At 54.6% G+C, this 18162-nt stretch carries 18 protein-coding genes; 12 read left to right on the forward strand and 6 right to left on the reverse strand.

Annotated features, from left to right (window positions below):
• Positions 1-10: 10 nt before the first annotated feature.
• The 4 genes from yrbN to yedF all read left to right on the forward strand — a co-directional run bounded on the left by yrbN (position 11) and on the right by yedF (position 3631).
• A complete protein-coding gene (yrbN, locus tag ACRDCA_RS09545) occupies positions 11-85 on the forward strand; it encodes a protein YrbN (protein WP_223499600.1) in 75 nt (24 codons plus the stop codon).
• Positions 75-2042 carry a DEAD/DEAH family ATP-dependent RNA helicase gene (locus ACRDCA_RS09550; RefSeq protein WP_438689292.1) on the forward strand — a complete coding sequence of 656 codons (1968 nt, stop codon included), beginning with the start codon at positions 75-77 and terminating at the stop codon, positions 2040-2042. The genes yrbN and ACRDCA_RS09550 overlap by 11 nt, the downstream gene beginning before the upstream one ends.
• 138 nt (positions 2043-2180) lie before the next feature.
• Complete coding sequence (yedE, locus tag ACRDCA_RS09555; RefSeq protein WP_438689293.1) at positions 2181-3395, forward strand: selenium metabolism membrane protein YedE/FdhT; 1215 nt, start codon at positions 2181-2183, stop codon at positions 3393-3395.
• On the forward strand, positions 3392-3631 hold the full coding sequence (yedF, locus tag ACRDCA_RS09560; RefSeq protein WP_025122890.1) for a sulfurtransferase-like selenium metabolism protein YedF: 240 nt from the start codon (positions 3392-3394) through the stop codon (positions 3629-3631). Before yedE ends, yedF begins: the two co-directional genes overlap by 4 nt.
• Positions 3632-3810: 179 nt before the next feature.
• Here the strand turns inward: yedF and ACRDCA_RS09565 are convergent, their stop codons facing one another.
• On the reverse strand, positions 3811-4824 hold the full coding sequence (locus ACRDCA_RS09565; protein WP_438689294.1) for a luciferase-like monooxygenase: 1014 nt from the start codon (positions 4822-4824) through the stop codon (positions 3811-3813).
• A gap of 214 nt (positions 4825-5038) precedes the next feature.
• Between ACRDCA_RS09565 and ACRDCA_RS09570 the strand changes: the two genes are divergently transcribed.
• The 3 genes from ACRDCA_RS09570 to ACRDCA_RS09580 are packed head-to-tail and all read left to right on the forward strand — an operon-like array spanning position 5039 to position 8282.
• Positions 5039-6010: an HlyD family secretion protein gene (locus tag ACRDCA_RS09570; RefSeq protein WP_438689295.1), complete on the forward strand. Its 972-nt coding sequence runs from the start codon at positions 5039-5041 to the stop codon at positions 6008-6010.
• On the forward strand, positions 5992-7146 hold the full coding sequence (locus tag ACRDCA_RS09575) for an ABC transporter permease (protein ID WP_438689296.1): 1155 nt from the start codon (positions 5992-5994) through the stop codon (positions 7144-7146). The genes ACRDCA_RS09570 and ACRDCA_RS09575 overlap by 19 nt, the downstream gene beginning before the upstream one ends.
• Positions 7143-8282: an ABC transporter permease gene (locus tag ACRDCA_RS09580; protein ID WP_438689297.1), complete on the forward strand. Its 1140-nt coding sequence runs from the start codon at positions 7143-7145 to the stop codon at positions 8280-8282. The genes ACRDCA_RS09575 and ACRDCA_RS09580 overlap by 4 nt, the downstream gene beginning before the upstream one ends.
• 137 nt (positions 8283-8419) lie before the next feature.
• Here the strand turns inward: ACRDCA_RS09580 and ACRDCA_RS09585 are convergent, their stop codons facing one another.
• Together ACRDCA_RS09585 and ubiU are read right to left on the reverse strand one after the other, a co-directional pair.
• Entirely contained in the window at positions 8420-9298 is an 879-nt protein-coding gene (locus ACRDCA_RS09585; protein WP_438689298.1) for a U32 family peptidase, read from the reverse strand.
• A gap of 11 nt (positions 9299-9309) precedes the next feature.
• Complete coding sequence (gene ubiU / locus ACRDCA_RS09590; protein WP_174334801.1) at positions 9310-10305, reverse strand: ubiquinone anaerobic biosynthesis protein UbiU; 996 nt, start codon at positions 10303-10305, stop codon at positions 9310-9312.
• A 253-nt stretch (positions 10306-10558) separates the two neighbouring features.
• Between ubiU and ubiT the strand changes: the two genes are divergently transcribed.
• Entirely contained in the window at positions 10559-11080 is a 522-nt protein-coding gene (ubiT, locus tag ACRDCA_RS09595; RefSeq protein ID WP_438689438.1) for a ubiquinone anaerobic biosynthesis accessory factor UbiT, read from the forward strand.
• Complete coding sequence (locus tag ACRDCA_RS09600) at positions 11074-11577, forward strand: GNAT family N-acetyltransferase (protein ID WP_438689299.1); 504 nt, start codon at positions 11074-11076, stop codon at positions 11575-11577. Before ubiT ends, ACRDCA_RS09600 begins: the two co-directional genes overlap by 7 nt.
• Here the strand turns inward: ACRDCA_RS09600 and ACRDCA_RS09605 are convergent.
• A complete protein-coding gene (locus tag ACRDCA_RS09605) occupies positions 11564-11860 on the reverse strand; it encodes a GIY-YIG nuclease family protein (protein WP_438689300.1) in 297 nt (98 codons plus the stop codon). The genes ACRDCA_RS09600 and ACRDCA_RS09605 overlap by 14 nt on opposite strands.
• Before the next feature lie 287 nt (positions 11861-12147).
• On the opposite strand from ACRDCA_RS09605, the gene ACRDCA_RS09610 reads away from it, so the two are divergent.
• Positions 12148-12465 (forward strand): hypothetical protein, encoded by a 318-nt coding sequence (locus tag ACRDCA_RS09610; protein WP_438689301.1) that lies wholly within the window; start codon positions 12148-12150, stop codon positions 12463-12465.
• A 108-nt stretch (positions 12466-12573) separates the two neighbouring features.
• Here ACRDCA_RS09610 and ACRDCA_RS09615 read toward each other — a convergent pair whose 3' ends face one another.
• Positions 12574-13593: a LacI family DNA-binding transcriptional regulator gene (locus ACRDCA_RS09615; RefSeq protein WP_438689302.1), complete on the reverse strand. Its 1020-nt coding sequence runs from the start codon at positions 13591-13593 to the stop codon at positions 12574-12576.
• A 198-nt stretch (positions 13594-13791) separates the two neighbouring features.
• On the opposite strand from ACRDCA_RS09615, the gene ascF reads away from it, so the two are divergent.
• Both ascF and ACRDCA_RS09625 read left to right on the forward strand, forming a co-directional pair.
• A complete protein-coding gene (ascF, locus tag ACRDCA_RS09620) occupies positions 13792-15231 on the forward strand; it encodes a PTS cellobiose/arbutin/salicin transporter subunit IIBC (protein ID WP_438689303.1) in 1440 nt (479 codons plus the stop codon).
• Between the two features lie 37 nt (positions 15232-15268).
• On the forward strand, positions 15269-16699 hold the full coding sequence (locus tag ACRDCA_RS09625) for a 6-phospho-beta-glucosidase (protein ID WP_438689304.1): 1431 nt from the start codon (positions 15269-15271) through the stop codon (positions 16697-16699).
• 62 nt (positions 16700-16761) lie between these two features.
• Here the strand turns inward: ACRDCA_RS09625 and potE are convergent, their stop codons facing one another.
• Positions 16762-18078 carry a putrescine-ornithine antiporter gene (gene potE, locus ACRDCA_RS09630; RefSeq protein WP_438689305.1) on the reverse strand — a complete coding sequence of 439 codons (1317 nt, stop codon included), beginning with the start codon at positions 18076-18078 and terminating at the stop codon, positions 16762-16764.
• Between the last annotated feature and the right edge of the window lie 84 nt (positions 18079-18162).

Here is an 18162-nt window from a genome sequence, read left to right on the forward strand (position 1 = left end):
TTCAATGAAAATGACTGAAAATTTTCTCGACGAGTTATGTAGACTGGCTGCCATTATTAATGAGGCACGTGTACATGACTACTGAGCTTGAAACCTCTTTTGCTGACCTGGGGCTGTCTGCTCCGATCATTGCTGCCCTGACCGATCTGGGCTACGAAAAACCATCTCCGATCCAGGCTGAGTGTATTCCTCACCTGTTGAACGGCCGCGACGTGCTGGGCATGGCGCAGACCGGTAGTGGTAAAACTGCGGCGTTCTCGCTGCCCCTGCTGCACAACCTCGATGCAGCCCTGAAAGCACCACAAATCCTGGTACTGGCTCCTACCCGCGAACTGGCGGTTCAGGTAGCTGAAGCCATGACCGATTTCTCCAAGCACATGCATGGCGTGAACGTAGTTGCCCTGTACGGCGGCCAGCGTTATGACGTGCAGCTGCGCGCTCTGCGTCAAGGGCCGCAAATCGTAGTAGGGACTCCAGGCCGTCTGCTGGATCACCTGAAACGTGGCACCCTGAACCTGTCTGGCCTGAAAGGCCTGGTTCTGGACGAAGCCGACGAAATGCTGCGCATGGGCTTTATCGAAGACGTAGAAACCATCATGGCAGAGATCCCGGCTGAACATCAGACCGCGCTGTTCTCTGCAACCATGCCGGAAGCGATCCGTCGTATTACCCGTCGCTTCATGAAAGATCCACAGGAAGTGCGCATTCAGTCCAGCATCACCACTCGCCCGGATATCAGCCAGAGCTACTGGACCGTGCAGGGTATGCGTAAAAACGAAGCGCTGGTGCGTTTCCTGGAAGCGGAAGATTTTGACGCGGCGATCATCTTCGTGCGTACCAAAAATGCGACCCTGGAAGTGGCTGAAGCGCTGGAGCGCAGCGGTTACAACAGCGCCGCACTGAACGGTGACATGAACCAGGCACTGCGTGAGCAGACCCTGGAGCGTCTGAAGAGTGGCCGTCTGGACATTCTGATCGCTACCGACGTTGCCGCCCGTGGTCTGGACGTTGAGCGTATCAGCCTGGTAGTAAACTATGACATCCCTATGGATTCAGAGTCTTACGTTCACCGTATCGGCCGTACCGGCCGTGCTGGCCGTGCTGGCCGCGCGCTGCTGTTCGTAGAAAACCGCGAACGCCGCCTGCTGCGCAACATCGAACGCACCATGAAGCTGACCATCCCTGAAGTAGAGCTGCCAAACGCAGATCTGCTGGGTGAGCGTCGCTTGGCCAAGTTCGCTGCTAAAGTTCAGCAGCAGCTGGAAAGCAGCGATCTGGATATGTACCGTGCGCTGCTGGCTAAGCTGCAACCGGGCGAAGATCTGGATATGGAAACGTTGGCCGCTGCACTGCTGAAAATGGCACAGGGCGAACGTCCTCTGATCCTGCCACCGGATCCTGTGTTCAAACCACGTCAACGTCGTGAGTTCAACGATCGTGATGACCGTGGTGGCGAGCGTAGCAACGACCGTCGTCGTGACGCACGTCCAGACAGCCGTGATGGTGGCGCTGAGCGTCCACGTCGCGAACGTCGTGACGTTGGCGAAATGCAGCTGTACCGCATTGAAGTGGGCCGTGATGACGGCGTGGAAGTTCGTCATATCGTTGGCGCGATCGCTAACGAAGGTGACATCAGCAGCCGTTACATCGGTAACATCAAGCTGTTTGCTTCCCACTCCACCATCGAGCTGCCAAAAGGCATGCCGGGCGAGATCCTGAATCACTTCACTCGCACCCGCATTCTGAACAAGCCGATGAACATGCAACTGCTGGGCGATGCACAGCCGCATGAACGTCGTGAGCGTCCTGCCGGTGGTAACGGTGGTGAGCGCCGTGGCGGTGCTCGTCCATTCAACGGCGAACGTCGTGAAGGCGCTGGCGCTGGTGCAACACGCCGTACTTTCAGCGATCGTCGTGAAGGCGGTAATGCTGCCGGTGGCGAACGTCGTGGCGGTAACTTCAACCGTGACAAGCCAGCACCACGTCGTGACGATGCGGCAGCGGCTCCTGCGGCACCACGTCGCCGTTTCGGTGATGCATAATCGTTGAGTTGACCGTTTACGGTTAATCCGCTTAGAAACCAGCCTTCGGGCTGGTTTTTTTTTGCCTGACCGCACGGTTAATGCGGGTAAATGGCGTATCATTCGCAAGGTTTATCTTTCGGATCTTCAGGAGCTGCCATGACCTGGCAACAATTTAAATCTCAATACCTGGTGCGCTTTTGGGCACCCCTACCGGCAGTGATCGCCGCCGGGATCCTCTCAACCTACTATTTCGGCATGACCGGCACCTTCTGGGCGGTAACCGGCGAGTTCACCCGCTGGGGCGGCCATATCTTGCAGTGGTTTGGTTTCCATCCCGAGCAGTGGGGCTACTTCAAGGTGATCGGCCTACAGGGCACGCCGTTGGAGCGTATCGATGGGCGGATGATTATCGGCATGTTTGCGGGCTGTATCGCCGCCGCGCTGTGGGCCAATAACATCAAGTTGCGGATGCCACAGCATCGTATTCGTATTGCGCAGGCGCTGCTGGGCGGAATCATTGCCGGCTTTGGCGCACGTCTGGCGATGGGCTGTAACCTGGCGGCCTTCTTCACCGGCATCCCACAGTTCTCGCTGCATGCCTGGTTCTTTGCGCTGGCGACTGCGGCGGGGTCTTATTTCGGTGCCAAGTTTACCTTGCTGCCGATGTTCCGCATCCCGGTCAGGCTGCAAAGAGTGAAGGCGGCTTCACCACTGACGCAAAAGCCTGAGCAGGCACGCCGCCGTTTCCGCTTGGGGATGGTGATTTTTTGTCTCGCGGTGGCCTGGTCATTATGGACGCTGTTTGATGCACCGAAGCTTGGCATTGCCATGCTGTTTGGCATCGGTTTTGGTCTGCTGATCGAGCGGGCGCAGATCTGCTTTACCTCAGCGTTCCGCGATCTGTGGATCACTGGCCGTACGCATATGGCCAAAGCGATTATTATCGGCATGGCGGTCAGCGCCATCGGTATCTTCAGCTATGTGCAGTTGGGCGTTGCGCCGAAGATCATGTGGGCCGGGCCAAACGCGGTGTTGGGTGGCTTGCTGTTTGGCTTCGGTATTGTGCTGGCTGGCGGCTGTGAAACCGGCTGGATGTATCGTGCGGTGGAAGGGCAGGTCCATTACTGGTGGGTGGGGTTGGGCAACATCATCGGTGCCACGCTGCTAGCCTACTACTGGGACGATCTGGCACCCGCCCTGGCGACCAACTACGACAAGATTAACCTGCTGGACACCTTCGGGCCGATCGGCGGACTGCTGGTAACCTACCTGCTGCTGGCCATCGCCTTTGGCGCAATGCTGTGGTGGGAAAAGCGATTCTTCCGTGCTAAACCGGATGCGCAGGTGGTGAACTTGAGGAGTGAAGTATGAAACAGGCAGAAATAGTGCCGGATTACCGGTTGGACATGGTGGGGGAGCCTTGCCCATACCCGGCGGTAGCGACGTTAGAAGCGATGCCGCAGCTTAAGCCGGGCGAAATACTGGAAGTGATCAGCGACTGCCCGCAGTCGATCAATAATATCCCGCTCGATGCCCGTAACCACGGTTACAAGGTACTGGATATCCAGCAGGATGGGCCAACCATTCGTTACCTGATCCAGCGCTGATCCCCCTCACCCCAACAACCCTCTCCCACAGGGAGAGGGAGCTAATAGTCCCAGCTCGTTTGGTAGTGAAGCGCTAATCTCAGCAAACTCGATCGTCTCCTCACCCAAGGTGAATCACCGCAATTTCAAACACACTCGAGCGGTCACCTCTCCCTGTGGGAGAGGGTTAGGGTGAGGGGCTACTTCTTCACCAGGTCAGCTTGCACCCCGGCAACAATCTCAAACGACCGCAAACGTGCCTGATGATCGAAAATCTGGCCGTTAACCATGATCTCATCCGCCCCCGTTTCGCGCAGCAGGCTTTGCAGGCCGTGGCGGACGGTGCTTTCGCTACCGACGATCGACATACGTAGCGCCTGATCAACACCGTACTGCTCACCTGCGGTCCACAGCGCGTGGATATTATCTACCGGCGGCGGCAGTGGGCCAGGTGAGCCACGGCGCAGGTTGATGAACTGCTGCTGCATGGAGGTAAACAGGAAGCGGGCATTTTGATCGCTGTCTGCGGCTACCACGTTGACGCACACCATCGCGTGTGGCTGCTGGCATTGCTCAGACGGTTTAAAGTTCTCACGGTACAAATTCAGTGCCTGGAACAGCATATCTGGCGCAAAGTGCGACGCAAAGGCAAACGGCAGGCCGAGTTGTGCCGCCAACTGTGCGCTATACAAGCTGGAACCCAACAGCCAGATTGGCACATGTAACCCTTGGCCCGGCACTGCTTGAACCGCTTGCCCTGGCTGCACTTCGCCAAAGTAATGTTGCAGTTCTTGCACGTCACGCGGGAAGTTGTCTACCTCACCGGAGAGGTGGCGGCGTAGTGCCATCATGGTGCGTTGGTCGGTGCCCGGCGCGCGGCCAAGCCCCAAATCGATACGCCCAGGATAGAGGGACTCCAAGGTGCCGAACTGCTCGGCAATCACCAGTGGCGCATGGTTTGGCAGCATCACGCCGCCGGAACCGAGGCGAATGCTCTGGGTGCCGGACGCCAAATAGCCCAGTAATACCGACGTCGCCGCACTGCCGATGCCGGTCATATTGTGGTGTTCCGCTAGCCAGTAGCGCTGATAGCCCCACTTTTCGGCATGCTGCGCCAACTCCAGCGAGCTGTGAAACGCATCGCGCGGCTTGGCTCCCTGTGGGATCGGGGATAAATCCAGTACCGAAAGTGGCACCTGTGTGTTTGCTGTCATTTCATCGTCCATCGTGCTTATCGGGTTGATCGCTTAAAGGGCGATTGCAGGGATCTGCAACTAAAAAAGCAATTATGCTTTTTGTGTTAAAAGCATAATCGAAAATGCGGTTATAAAAGGGGATATATGTGCTCGCAATATCCTTATGAGAATAATGGTTTTTTAGGCCTATGATGGCTTATGTTGGCACGCTGATGTTCAAGGGGCTTTAGTAATGAAGAAGAAGACGCTGTTTACCCTGCTGCTGATGGGGATAGCTATCGCCATGGCGGTGCTATTTCGCGCGCATAATCAGGATTTGTTGTTGCAGGGAGAAGTGGACGCCCCCGAAGTGATTGTCGCTTCCAAAGCCAAGGGGCGGGTGATTGAGCGCCTGGTGGAACGGGGGGATGATGTGAAAACCGGGCAACTGTTGCTACGGTTGGAAAGCCCGGAATTAATGGCCCAGCTGCGTTCGGCACAGGCTTCGCGGGATGAGGCCCAGGCGCAGTTGGATCAGTCGCTGCATGGTACTCGTGAAGAAAGTATCCGCAACCTGCGCGCCAATCTGGCTCAGGCCGAAGCGCAATACCAGAACGCCCAACACGATTACGACCGTAACCTGAGCGTCGCCAGCAAAGGCTACGTATCCAAATCCGAATTGGACAGTTCACGCCGTGCGCGCGATACCGCCTATCAACAAGTGCAGGCCGCCAAAGCCAATTTGGATGAAGGCGTTAATGGCGATCGCATCGAGCTGCGGCAGAAATATGAGGCCGCCCTGCGAGCCAGCGAACAGGACCTGTTAGAAATTCAGGCTCAGACCGACGATCTGCTGGTTAAGGCACCGGTCGACGGTGAGGTGGGGCCGATACCGGCAGAAGTGGGGGAACTGCTTAACGCGTCCAGCCCCTTGATGACGCTGATCCGCGTACCGGACGCTTACTTCGTGTTTAACCTGCGGGAAGATATCCTGGCGCATGTTCGTAAGGGTGATAAGGTCCAGCTACGCGTACCGGCGCTGAAAGATCAGATGATCGAAGCCGAAGTGCGCTACATCGCGCCGCTGGGGGATTACGCCACCAAACGTGCCACGCGTGCCACTGGTGATTTTGATCTGAAAACCTTTGAAGTTCGTCTGTATCCGTCGCAACCGGTAGATGGCCTGCGTCCAGGGATGAGTACCGTATGGCAATGGAAAGAGTAAGGGCGGGCTGGCGCTGCTTCAGCCATGCGTTCAGCAACGAATGTCGCATCGCATTTCGCCGCCCGGTAGTTCACTGGCTGGGCTGGATCTTCCCGTTGCTCCTGTTCGGCCTGATCAGCAGCAACTTCTCCGAAGGCACCTTGCTCGATCTGCCGGTTTCGGTGGTGGATAACGATCACAGCCCGTTGTCCAAATCCCTGATCCGTAAGCTGGACGCGGGTTCCCATGCCCATGTGCAAGCTTACGACGGTGGTCTTGACGAGTCGCTGCGCCGTCTGCGTAGCGCACAGGATTACGCTTTGCTGTCTATCCCGGCCGATTTTGAGGCGGATGCGCTGGCGGGCAATCAGCCTAGCGTGGTGCTGTATTACAACGCGCTGTTCTACGGTGCCGGGCTGTATTCCACCCAGGATTTCAGCGGTCTGATGACCGAGGCCAACGCCAATTACCGTTCGATTATTGCCGGAGCCATGGGCAAGTCGCTGCCGCCACTGGCGGATGTCACCCTCAACTACGGCAGCCTGTTCAACGCCAGCGGTAGCTATATCTACTATCAACAGTTCGCCGCCACCATTCATATGCTGCAACTGTTTGTCGTCACCTGCATGATTTACGTTATGGCGCGCAGCAAATCCTTGTTGAAGGCCAAACCCTTCAGCCTGGCCCTGCTGGGGAAACTGGCCCCTTATACCCTGTGCTTTACCACTTTGCTGATGGTTGAGATTGCCGCGCTGGTGGGCATTTTTGACGCTCGCGTCAGCGGCAATCCGCTGTTTATGCTGATGATTGGCTTTTTCTACGTGATGGCGGCACAAAGCATCGGTCTGCTGCTGTATACCTTTACCGGCAGCGCCATTACCGCCTACACCCTGATTGGCATGCTGGTGAGTATTGCGTTGACCTTCTCCGGTATGGCGGTGCCAGAACTCTCCATGCCGCTGCCGGCGCGTATTATCTCCAATATCGAGCCACTTACCCACGCGCTGTACGCGATGTTTGATGTGTTCCTGCGGCAGGTGCCAGCCAGCGCCATCCTCAGCGTGTGCGCGCTGCTGGTGGTCTACCCGTTGGTGACCGCGTTTCTGGTTCGTAACCGACTCCTGAAGCGCCTGGCGAAAGAGGAGACGGTAGGATGAGTAGTTACTGGAAGACCTTCAGCAAGGTATTGATGAGCATGCTGGAGCGGCCCATGTGGCTGATGCTGATCCTGTCGTTGTGCATCATGAGCATGGTTTATGCCAACCGCACGGTATGGGATCTGCCGGTGGGGGTGATCGATCAGGATCACAGCACCGCCAGCCGCCAGCTTATCCGCCAACTGGATGCGACGCCGAAGATCGCTATTCAGACCTACGATAACCTGGATGAGGCGAAACGCGATCTGGGTTGGCGCAAACTGTTTGCGGTGATCATCATGCCGGTGGATCTGGAGAAGAAGATCCTCAACGGCAAGAACATTGAGATCCCGGTGTTTGGTGATGCGACCAACCGGCTGGCTAACGGCCAGATCCAACAGGACGTGGTAGCGGCCTACCAGCAGTTGCTGGGCCAGTACAACACCTCGCTGTTAATGCGCAGCGGTTTCAGTGAACGGCAGGCTCAGGTGATCATGATGCCGATCCAGAGCCAAACGCTGGACGTGTTCAATCCCGGCATCAGCTTTGCGGCAATTATCTTCCCTGGTTTGTTAGTGATGTTGCTACAGCACTCACTGCTGATTGCCTGTGTGCGTGTCAGCATTGTGTTGAAAGGTACGCCCGGCGGTAAGCCATCGCTCCCCGTGTATTTGGGAGGTCTGTCGGCTTTGCTGCCGATCTGGTTGTTCCTGTCGATCGTGCTATTTGTGCTGTGGCCTTGGGTCTTGGGCTATCGCCAGACGGCGACGATCCCCGAGATCTTGCTGCTGACTTTCCCGTTCCTGTTGGCGGTGCTAGGGCTGGGCAAGCTGGTAACCGAATGCTTGCGTAGCGTAGAGATGATCTACCTGACGCTATCGTTTATCACCACCCCGGTGTTTTACCTTTCCGGCACCATTTGGCCGCTGCAAGCCATGCCACAGTGGGTCAGGGCGGTTTCATCGATGATCCCCTCCACCTGGGCGACGAAGGCTATTGCCGGTGTGAATCAGATGGGGCTATCGCTGCGAGATGTTGGCGGAGACGTGGCCATGCTGCTACTGCTGGGGGCTGTTTATACGCTGATTGGTATTGGCGTGGGCGCAGTACGTAACCGTGTCGGCCTACGCAATCTATTCCGTAAACGCCGGGTGTAGGAGCGATTTGAACTTGCTACCAATCGGCCCCTGTACCTGACTGCGGCTCTGGACTGGCTCCCTCTCCCTAGGTATGTATTCACGTGGTACTCGGTCTATACCTTGGGAGAGGGCTGGGGTGAGAGAGGAGCCTGGGTTTACTGCACCAGTTCCAACCCGGACACGCGCCGCCAGTAGCCGTTACACTCGGCGTGATTGGTTAACGTCAGCGGCTGAGTCCCCTGCTCATTGGCACGGAAGCTGTCGAGCAGTGCGATGGTTGCTACGCCCTGTGGCGACAGACGCACAATATCCACCAACCCCTGCATGCTGGTCAGCTCATTACCGAGGTTGTAGCAGTACCCGCTCATGGTCTGAATACCGTTGAGCACAAACACCTGTTGGTTCTCTTGCGAGTTAACGACGCGCCCCTGCGGATATTTGATACAGCAGGTTTCGCATTCGTCCTTGCCCCGGTTTTCCGAGCGTGCAGTAAAGCAACGCGCGGAGTAGGCCAGTGGTAAATGGCCATAACTCAACACTTCAACTTCAAACTGATTTCGGAACCCCAGCTCTTCGCATTGCTGCAATACATTGGCCAACCAGTCACGTGACAGCTCCACCGGCATACACCAGCGCGTCATGCCTTGCTTATGCAGCAGGCGCAGGGTGTAGGCGTTGTAGCAATTGAGGGCATGCCCGGCGACAAACGGCAAGCCGCGATCGGCGGCCATGTTTACCGTACCCAGATCGTTGGCTTCGATCAGAAATTCCCCGTTCTCCACATAACGCTTCAGTTCATTCAGCTCTGAAGGGGCCTGTAGCAAAGCCAGAGTGGAGATCACCACCTGCTTGCCAGATTTGGCGATCTCCTGCGCCAGCGCCAGCCAGTCGCCGACTTTCATTTCGCGCCGTTTGGTACACACGCTCTCGCCAAGATAGATAATATCGGCACTGCTGCTCATCGCCTGTTGATAAAAGGCTTCTATCTCGCTGTTTGGCCAGTAGTAGAGCACCGGGCCTAATGCATATTTCATGGTTCCTCCTGCTACTGCCATTTGCGGTGATACGCGCCAAGCGTGGTCTGGGTGCCTTCGGACATGGCACCCAGCGTTTCCATCCATGCGGCGTCGGCCTGATAGCCAGCCGGGTTGGCCATGCAGCGATCGATCGCCTGGCGCCAGACGCGAGCCACCTGGCTGACATAGGCAGGACTGCGTTGGCGGCCTTCGATCTTCACGGAAGCGATATTGGCTGCCAGCAATTCTGGCAACAGTTCCAGCGTATTCAGGCTGGTGGGTTCTTCCAACGGATGATAGAGCACGTCATCCACCAGATAGCGGCCTTTGCACAGCGTTGGGTAACCGGCGTTTTCCCCGTCCTGATAACGGTCGATCAGCACATCATTGAGGCGTGACTCCATGCCCTGCGGCGTTTGCTGCCAGCGTACAAAACGGGCTGGTGAGCAAGCACCAACGGTGTTTGGCGACTCGCCGGTTAGATAAGAGGAGAGGTAACACCGCCCTTCGGCCATGATGCACAGACTGCCAAAGGCAAACACTTCCAGCGGAACCGGACTGGTGCGCGATAGCTGCTTCACTTGGTGCATCGACAGCACTCGCGGCAGTACCACGCGGGCAACATCAAAATGGCGCTGATAAAAGCGGATCGCTTCTTCATTGGTTGCAGAGGCTTGCACCGAGACATGGCGCTCCACCTGCGGATAACGTTCTGCGGCATATTCCAGCATCGCCAAATCCGCCAGGATCAGCGCATCGGCTCCAAGCTGTGCCGCCATATCCACAGCGCGCTGCCAACGGGCATAGCCATCGGGGTGGGCAAAGGTGTTAATGGCGATGTGCAACTTGCGGCCATGGCGGTGCACGTAATCGGCCGCTTCCTGTAGCTTCTTCTCGGTAAAATTCAATCCGGCAAAGTGGCGCGCATTGGTATCGTCTTTCAGGCCGATGTAAACGGCATCTGCGCCATTATCTACCGCGGCTTTCAAGGCCGGCAGGTTGCCAGCGGGGCAAAGCAGCTCCATAACTCTATCCTGATTCAACGCTGTGGTAAGCGTACCGGGCGATTGACCTGTCCGGCAATGATGTAAATGGGGAAGCAATTTTAGTGAACCCGAGGTTAACAAGCTTTGATTTGAGGCAGCTTCTGGCGTATTGATATTCCAGTGCCACAGAACAAGATGAACGTTAATTGCACCATTTGTTGATATAGACCGGTTACGCCTAGCCGCAATGTGGCAAAATAACCTCAGACTGAGTAGAAAGGAGTGAATGACAGTGTTGGAAAAACTACGAGCACGCATTGTGCGTCAAGGGCCGTCGCTGTTGCGCGTACCGTTAAAATTCACGCCGTTTGCTCTGCAGCGTCAGGTGTTGGAACAGGTGCTGAGCTGGCAGTTCCGCCAGGCGCTGGCTGAGGGTGATTTGGAGTTTCTTGAATCACGCTGGCTGAAAATCGAAGTGCGCGATTTGGCGCTGCAATGGTTTATGACAGTAGAAAACGATAGGCTGGTGGTGAGCCAACAGGCTGAGGCGGACGTCAGCTTCAGCGGCGAAGCCAACGATCTGATCTTGATTGCGGCACGTAAGCAAGATCCCGATACGCTGTTTTTCCAGCGTCGGTTGCAGATTGAAGGAGATACCGAATTGGGCCTGTATGTAAAAAATCTGATGGACGCCATCGATCTGGATGCGATGCCTACGCCGTTGCGCGTTGGGCTGCTGAAGCTGGCGGACTTTGTTGAGGCAGGGTTGCAGGAGGGCACGGAGCAAACTTCCCGTGTGCCGCAGCCATGCTGATCCGTGTAGAAATTCCGGTAGATGCCGCAGGCATTGATGCGCTGTTGCGTAACGCCTTTGGCCGTGATGATGAAGCCGATCTGGTACAACAGCTGCGTGAAGACGGGTTGCTGACGCTGGGCATCGTAGCCACGGACGATGAGGGTGGCGTAGTTGGCTATGCTGCTTTCAGCCCGGTGGATGTTGCAGGTGAGGATCGTCAGTGGGTAGGTCTTGCGCCGTTGGTGGTAGAGGAAAGCCTGCGTCGCCAAGGGTTGGCCGAAAAGCTGGTCTACGAAGGGCTGGATGCGCTGAATGAGTTCGGCTATGCCGCCGTTGTGGTGCTGGGTGAACCTGCTTACTACGGCCGTTTTGGCTTTAAAAATGCCGCCCAGTTCGATCTGCACTGTCGTTGGCCAGGAACGGAAGCCGCATTCCAGGTTTATCCGCTGGCGGAAGATGCGCTTGATGGCGTGCAGGGGCTGGTGGCGTTTTCAGAGCCGTTTAATCGGTTCTAACCACCGGCAGCAGGTATTCCAATGAGAGGGGCGGGTTTGTCACCAGCCTCTCTTTTTGCGTTTTGCTCAACTGCTTCACCCGATACTCCAGCCTTAGCGCCATTGAGCGATCCCCCACCTGGCTGTGGAAAACCAGCTGCAATTCCCCTTTGCCACGCAAGGCTTTGGCCCCTTTGCCCGCTTGGTGCTGCGCCACACGCCGGACGACATCTGTCGTTATGCCGGTATACAACATCCCGCTGGGCATCCGCAGCATATAGAGGTGCCAGATTGTTTCATTCATAACGGCCTGCACAGGGTTGATATGATCAGGGGATTGATGGTGCTATTTTTCAATGCTGTTCACCAGAGTTCAACCAATAATTCACAGCTATACTCTAACGTACTTGAGGTGCGTTTCCAGTTCCTCCTTTACCCAGAACCAATGCTGAAGCTCTCACTTTGACGCAAGCTATGAAAGCTTACATTAAAAATGATAATCATTTTTCTTGCCTGTACTCTCAGATTTGGTAGTCTGAACCTTGGATAGACTAGTATGTGATGAACAAAAGTGTGTAAGGGATATAACGCATGGATGATAATGACTTAAAAATCAAGCTGATCAGGTTAGGCATTAAGGAAGTTGATGCTAAGTCATTAATAAAAACAGCCAGATATCAGAATATTAGTATTAAAAGAGCGTTTGCAAATAGTTTTATGGGAACGTATCGATGTGTTGCCATACTTATTTTTGGGTATTTTTTCTTTGTTTTTTACATGAGTAATGAGAATATTTTTTTATTTTCATTTATATATTTATCGCTCAATGTAATTATTTTTTTTCTTACTCCATTTTTTAAAGGCTTTTTTTGGAGCTTAAAGGTTTTATTCGCACTGAGAGAGAGGTAATACAGGCAACCGATCGCTTTTCACTTTGAAAAGGAAAATCCTCGACATTGGCGATATCACAACCCAAAATAAACGAAAGTTGAAAACCAATCCACTGACTGCTTCGCATCACTTACCGAAAAAAGGCCCATTTCCAACCGAATCCCTAACCAGCAGCTCGGAAACAAAAACGTTATCCTTCGACAGGTAACCACCGTCGAGCATGGCGATCAGCCGGTCGATCACTTCACTCATCATATTGCTCACCGGATCTTTTACGCTGGATAATGCCGGGGATAGATACGGAGCGGTAGGGATATTATCGAAGCCGATAACGGAAACGTTACCAGGTACGGCAATGCCCGCCTCGCTCAATGTTTTGATGGCACCCACGGCCATATCGTCGTTGCTGGCAAGCACCGCACTAAAAGAGATGTTACCGCCAAGCAGGGACTCAACCGCTGCCGCACCGCTGGCCGGTGTCCACTTCCCTTTGATAATCAGCCCGTCATTCAGCGAAATATCATATTGATTTAACGCGTCTTTATAGCCGGAGAGCCGCTCGATGGCAGTTGGAGAATCCAGTGAGCCGGTAATAAAGGCGATATCCCGGTGACCTTGCTCAATCAGATACTTTGTCGCGTTAAAGCTGGCCCCTTTGTGGTCGCAGCAGATGCAGTGGCTTTGGTGTTTTCGCAACCGGCGGTTAACCACCATGATCGGCTGCTTATGCTGCTCGATAATGTCGTCCATCGCTTCGATGGTTAAGAAACGCGGATAGATGATGATGGCGTCACAGCGTAAATCGAGCAGGAATTGGATCGCCTCCTGCTCTTCTGCGGCGCTGTGTTTGCCATCCACCAGGATCAGCTGGCGACCGTTGTCTTCCAGCTTTTGCGCCGCTTGGGAAAGTATCTCGCTGAAATAATTGCCGTTATAGAGGGTATTGGTCACCACCAGGCCAATACATTGGGATTTATTGGTGGCCAGATTTCTCGCCAGCAGATTAGGGCGGTAGCCCGCCTCTTCAATGGCTTTAAATACCTGCTCTTTGGTTGCTTCGCTGACATACCCTTTGCCGGACAGAACACGTGAAACAGTGGCTTTTGAGACGCCTGCTTTTTTGGCCACTTCCTGCATGGTAGACATAGGGTTTTCCCGGCTTGTAACAATTATCCCCATTCTACACATTCCGCGGCGTTAGAGCAGGCCATTCGCAGAACCGCGCACCCCCTCATGTCGATCTCAGTCACAGAACAGACAATAAATAAATTTATCGATTGATCTTAAATCTGAATATCAACACTCTTATGTGAAACCGGTTACCTATCTATGAGAGTTGTCCTCATGTCTAAGAATTATGCGGCGGTATCAAGATCGATAGTGGATGCAGTTGGGGGAGCGAGTAACGTCGCGGCAGTGACTCATTGCATGACGCGTTTACGCTTTGTGCTCAACGACGACACCCTCGTCGATGCCGCCAGACTGAAGGCGATCGGCGGTGTGCTGGGCGTGGTAAGAAGCGAAAACCAGTGCCAGGTGATCATTGGCAACACCGTTTCACAGGCCTATGCCGAAGTGTTGAAACTGTTGCCCGAAGGGGCGGTCGCCCAACAACCGACACCTGAAAAAAACAAGATCACCCTGAAACGTATTGGGGCAGGGATCCTGGATGCGCTGATAGGCACCATGTCACCGTTGATCCCCGCCATCATCGGCGGTTCGATGGTGAAACTGCTTGCGATGATCCTGGATATGACCGGCGTGTTCGGCAAAGGCTCCTCGACGCTGATTATCCTTAACGTCATTGGTGATGGGGCATTCTTCTTCCTGCCGGTGATGGTTGCTGCCTCTGCGGCGGTAAAATTCAAAACCAACATGTCGTTGGCGATTGCGATCGCCGGGGTGCTGGTTCATCCTGCATTTATCGATCTGATGGCGAAAGCCGCACAGGGGCAACAGGTTGAATTTATGGGCATACCGGTCACGGCGGTGAAATACACTTACACGGTGATCCCGGCGTTGTTCATGACCTGGCTGCTTTCCTACATTGAAAGATGGGTCGATCGCATCACGCCAGCCGTGACGAAAAACTTCCTCAAACCGATGTTGATCGTGCTGATCTCGGCGCCGATTGCCATCTTGCTGATTGGTCCGTTGGGCATCTGGATCGGTAGCGGTATTTCCGCGTTGGTGTACACCATTCACAGCTATCTGGGCTGGTTATCCGTGGCGATTATGGGCGGGCTTTGGCCGCTGCTGGTCATGACCGGGATGCACCGCGTATTTACGCCAACCATCATTCAAACCATCGCGGAAACCGGCAAAGAAGGCATGGTGATGCCATCGGAAATTGGTGCCAACCTCTCGTTGGGTGGTTCATCGTTGGCGGTTGCCTGGCGTACCAAAAACCCGGAGTTGCGTCAGACGGCGTTGGCCGCTGCGGCATCGGCGATTGTTGCCGGGATTTCTGAACCCGCACTGTACGGCGTAGCAATCCGCTTGAAGCGCCCGCTTATTGCTGCGCTGATCAGCGGTTTTGTCTGCGGTGGCGTTGCTGGAATTGCCGGGTTGGCAAGCCATTCGATGGCCTCACCGGGCCTGTTTACCAGCGTACAGTTCTTTGACCCGGCCAACCCGATGACCATTGTCTGGGTATTTGGCGTGATGATCCTGGCGGTGGTGCTGTCCTTCATCCTCACGCTGTTACTGGGCTTTGAAGATATCCCGGTCGCTGAAGATGCGGCAAGTGAACAAGCCAAACCGGCTCCCGCGGTATCCGTATAATCTGTTGTAAAAACGTATAGTTGAGAAGAGGTATCTTATGCCAGCATCTGTTTTCCCCGCAGACTTTTTATGGGGTGGTGCACTAGCGGCTAACCAGGCCGAGGGCGCTTATCTGGAAGGCGGCAAAGGGCTGACCACGGTTGATATGATCCCTCATGGTAAAGATCGGCTGGCGGTAAAGTTGGGCCAGCAAAAGCGCTTTGAACTGCGGGAAGATGAGTTCTACCCCAGCCATGTTGGCATCGATTTTTATCATCGTTATAAAGACGACATCGCCCTGATGGCGGAGATGGGGTTCAGCGTATTCCGTACTTCGATCGCCTGGAGCCGCATTTTCCCGAACGGGGATGAAACGCTACCTAACGCAGAAGGGGTCGCCTTTTACCGCGATGTCTTCAATGAGTGCAAAAAGCACGGCATTGAACCGCTGGTAACGCTGTGCCACTTTGACGTGCCGATGCACCTGGTGCGGGAGTACGGTTCATGGCGTAGCAGGAAAATGGTGGAGTTCTTCACCCATTACGCCCGCACCTGCTTTGAAGCTTTTGACGGGCTGGTGAAATACTGGCTGACGTTTAATGAAATCAATATCCTGCTGCACAGCCCATTCTCCGGAGCGGGGCTGGTGTTCGAGCCCAACGATAATCAGGAGCAGGTGAAGTATCAGGCCGCGCACCACGAACTGCTGGCGAGTGCGTTAGCTACCAAAATTGCGCATGAGGTGAACCCGGACAATCAGGTTGGCTGCATGCTGGCTGGGGGTAATTTCTACCCGTGGTCCTGTAAACCAGAAGACGTTTGGGCGGCGCTGGAGAAAGATCGTGAGAACCTGTTCTTTATCGACGTACAGGCTCGCGGTGCCTATCCCTCCTACACCCAACGCCTGTTCCGGGAAAAAGGTATCACCATCGAGATGGCGCCGGGCGATGATGAAATCCTTAAAAACAGCGTCGATTTTGTCTCCTTCAGCTATTACGCTTCCCGCTGCGCCTCGGCGGATATGAATGAGCACAATAGCAGCGCCGCCAATATCGTCAAATCGCTGAAAAATCCACATATTCAGGCCAGTGAATGGGGCTGGGGCATCGATCCATTGGGCCTGCGCATCACCATGAACATGATGTATGACCGTTACCAGAAACCGCTGTTCCTGGTGGAGAACGGCCTGGGCGCGAAGGACGAAATCAACCCGCAGGGTGAGATCAACGACGAATACCGCATCAGCTATTTGCGCGAGCATATCAAAGCCATGGCGGATGCCATCGAAGACGGTATCCCGGTGATGGGTTATACCTCATGGGGCTGCATCGATCTGGTTTCTGCTTCTACCGGTGAAATGAGTAAACGCTATGGTTTTGTCTATGTGGACCGTGATGACCAAGGGAACGGCACTTTAGCCAGAACCAGAAAGAAATCGTTCTACTGGTATCAGCAGGTGATCGCCAGCAACGGTGCGGATCTGAGTTAATCACCTCTCTTCTCAGCAAAATGGGCGCCGAAGCGCCCATTTCTGTTATCCGCTCAACAAACTCAGCTGTGCTTTTCAGTCATCTCAAAGCGCGGAGAAACCAGCCCGTACAAGGTCCAGCCGAAGAAGGTGGCGATAGCGCCCCACATCATCGCCTCTTCACCGGAGCTGTAAAGCGCATAGAAGCTATACAGCGCACCAATCACGGCAATCACGTTGGCTATACGCGCCTTGTTCTCAGGCACTTTCGCTACTTTCTGGATAATGATCAGCGCGGCCATCGACAGGATGTACGGAATGATATTGGTCACTACCGCCAGGTTTACCAGCACGTTGAACTGCTTGTTCAGCGACGGACTGATGGTCATCAGCGACATCACGCTCTGAATAATCACGATGGTCAGCATGCCTTTAACTGGCGCATCTGATTTACTGACCTTGGAGAAGATTTTCGGGAAGAAGCCGCTGTCGGCAGAGGATTTGAACACCTGGGCGATAGTGAACTGCCAGCCTAACAGCGAACCGACGCAGGACATAATCATCAACGCCATGATGATTTTACCCACGGTTGGGTTGAACATATGCGAGAACGCCAGACCGAATGGTGCTGTGGAGTTAGCCAGTTCCATGTTTGGCACAATACCCGCGATCACGTTGGTGGAAACAATGTAGATCACTGCGGCACCCAATGTGCCCCCAAGTACGGCGATAGGCACGTTACGTTCCGGGTTTTCTACCACGTCGGTATTGGCACAGGCTGATTCCAGGCCCAGGAAGGCCCACAGAGTCATTGAAATAGAAGACCCGACGGCTTCAAAGGTTGGCACAGCATGCGGGTTCCATGCGGCCATCCAGGCTGTGCCGCTGAACCAATACCAACCGATGAGGGAGATACCCACGACCGGGATAATAACTCCCCAGACGGTGATCCCGCTGATCTGCCCGGTGATACGTGCGCCCCCGAAGTTGGCGACCGTAGCCAGCCACAGTACGGCAATAGTGGCAATACAGATGCCTAACGGTGTCAGAGCCACCCCGAACAGCTCGGTGCCATAACCCACGGCGGAAATGGCGATGGCGATGTTGGCAATCAGCAGTGAAACGCCGTAGGTGTAGTTGGCCATAAAGTTGCCGGATTTACCGAAGGCATACTCGGCATAGCCGCCCATCCCGCCGGATTTACGGCTGAACATGCCACATTTGGCAAACGCGTAGGCCAGGGCCATCGAGCCCACGGCGGTCACTAACCAGGAAACAATAGAGATGGTTCCGACTTCGGCCAGCTTGGTTGGCAGCATAATTATGCCGGAACCCATCATATTGACGGCCGTCAGGATCGTTAATTGCACAACCCCCATTTTATTATTGGATTTGCTCATGATGATTCTCGCTATTATATCCCTCGAATTTTGCGCGGCCGTATAGGTTCCGCTTGAAATTCGAGGAATATTTAAATATGTCTG

Source organism: Serratia sp. (in: enterobacteria) (assembly GCF_051654945.1).
Taxonomy (GTDB): domain Bacteria; phylum Pseudomonadota; class Gammaproteobacteria; order Enterobacterales; family Enterobacteriaceae; genus Chania.

Excerpts from the sequence above, each read along its gene's own strand:
- ACRDCA_RS09550 (WP_438689292.1), top strand. The coding sequence starts at position 75 with ATGACTACTGAGCTTGAAACCTCTTTTGCTGACCTGGGGCTGTCTGCT.
- yedE (WP_438689293.1), top strand. The coding sequence starts at position 2,181 with ATGACCTGGCAACAATTTAAATCTCAATACCTGGTGCGCTTTTGGGCA.
- yedF (WP_025122890.1), top strand. The coding sequence starts at position 3,392 with ATGAAACAGGCAGAAATAGTGCCGGATTACCGGTTGGACATGGTGGGG.
- ACRDCA_RS09565 (WP_438689294.1), bottom strand. The coding sequence starts at position 4,824 with ATGACAGCAAACACACAGGTGCCACTTTCGGTACTGGATTTATCCCCG.
- ACRDCA_RS09570 (WP_438689295.1), top strand. The coding sequence starts at position 5,039 with ATGAAGAAGAAGACGCTGTTTACCCTGCTGCTGATGGGGATAGCTATC.
- ACRDCA_RS09575 (WP_438689296.1), top strand. The coding sequence starts at position 5,992 with ATGGCAATGGAAAGAGTAAGGGCGGGCTGGCGCTGCTTCAGCCATGCG.
- ACRDCA_RS09580 (WP_438689297.1), top strand. The coding sequence starts at position 7,143 with ATGAGTAGTTACTGGAAGACCTTCAGCAAGGTATTGATGAGCATGCTG.
- ACRDCA_RS09585 (WP_438689298.1), bottom strand. The coding sequence starts at position 9,298 with ATGAAATATGCATTAGGCCCGGTGCTCTACTACTGGCCAAACAGCGAG.
- ubiU (WP_174334801.1), bottom strand. The coding sequence starts at position 10,305 with ATGGAGCTGCTTTGCCCCGCTGGCAACCTGCCGGCCTTGAAAGCCGCG.
- ACRDCA_RS09600 (WP_438689299.1), top strand. The coding sequence starts at position 11,074 with ATGCTGATCCGTGTAGAAATTCCGGTAGATGCCGCAGGCATTGATGCG.
- ACRDCA_RS09605 (WP_438689300.1), bottom strand. The coding sequence starts at position 11,860 with ATGAATGAAACAATCTGGCACCTCTATATGCTGCGGATGCCCAGCGGG.
- ACRDCA_RS09610 (WP_438689301.1), top strand. The coding sequence starts at position 12,148 with ATGGATGATAATGACTTAAAAATCAAGCTGATCAGGTTAGGCATTAAG.
- ACRDCA_RS09615 (WP_438689302.1), bottom strand. The coding sequence starts at position 13,593 with ATGTCTACCATGCAGGAAGTGGCCAAAAAAGCAGGCGTCTCAAAAGCC.
- ascF (WP_438689303.1), top strand. The coding sequence starts at position 13,792 with ATGTCTAAGAATTATGCGGCGGTATCAAGATCGATAGTGGATGCAGTT.
- ACRDCA_RS09625 (WP_438689304.1), top strand. The coding sequence starts at position 15,269 with ATGCCAGCATCTGTTTTCCCCGCAGACTTTTTATGGGGTGGTGCACTA.
- potE (WP_438689305.1), bottom strand. The coding sequence starts at position 18,078 with ATGAGCAAATCCAATAATAAAATGGGGGTTGTGCAATTAACGATCCTG.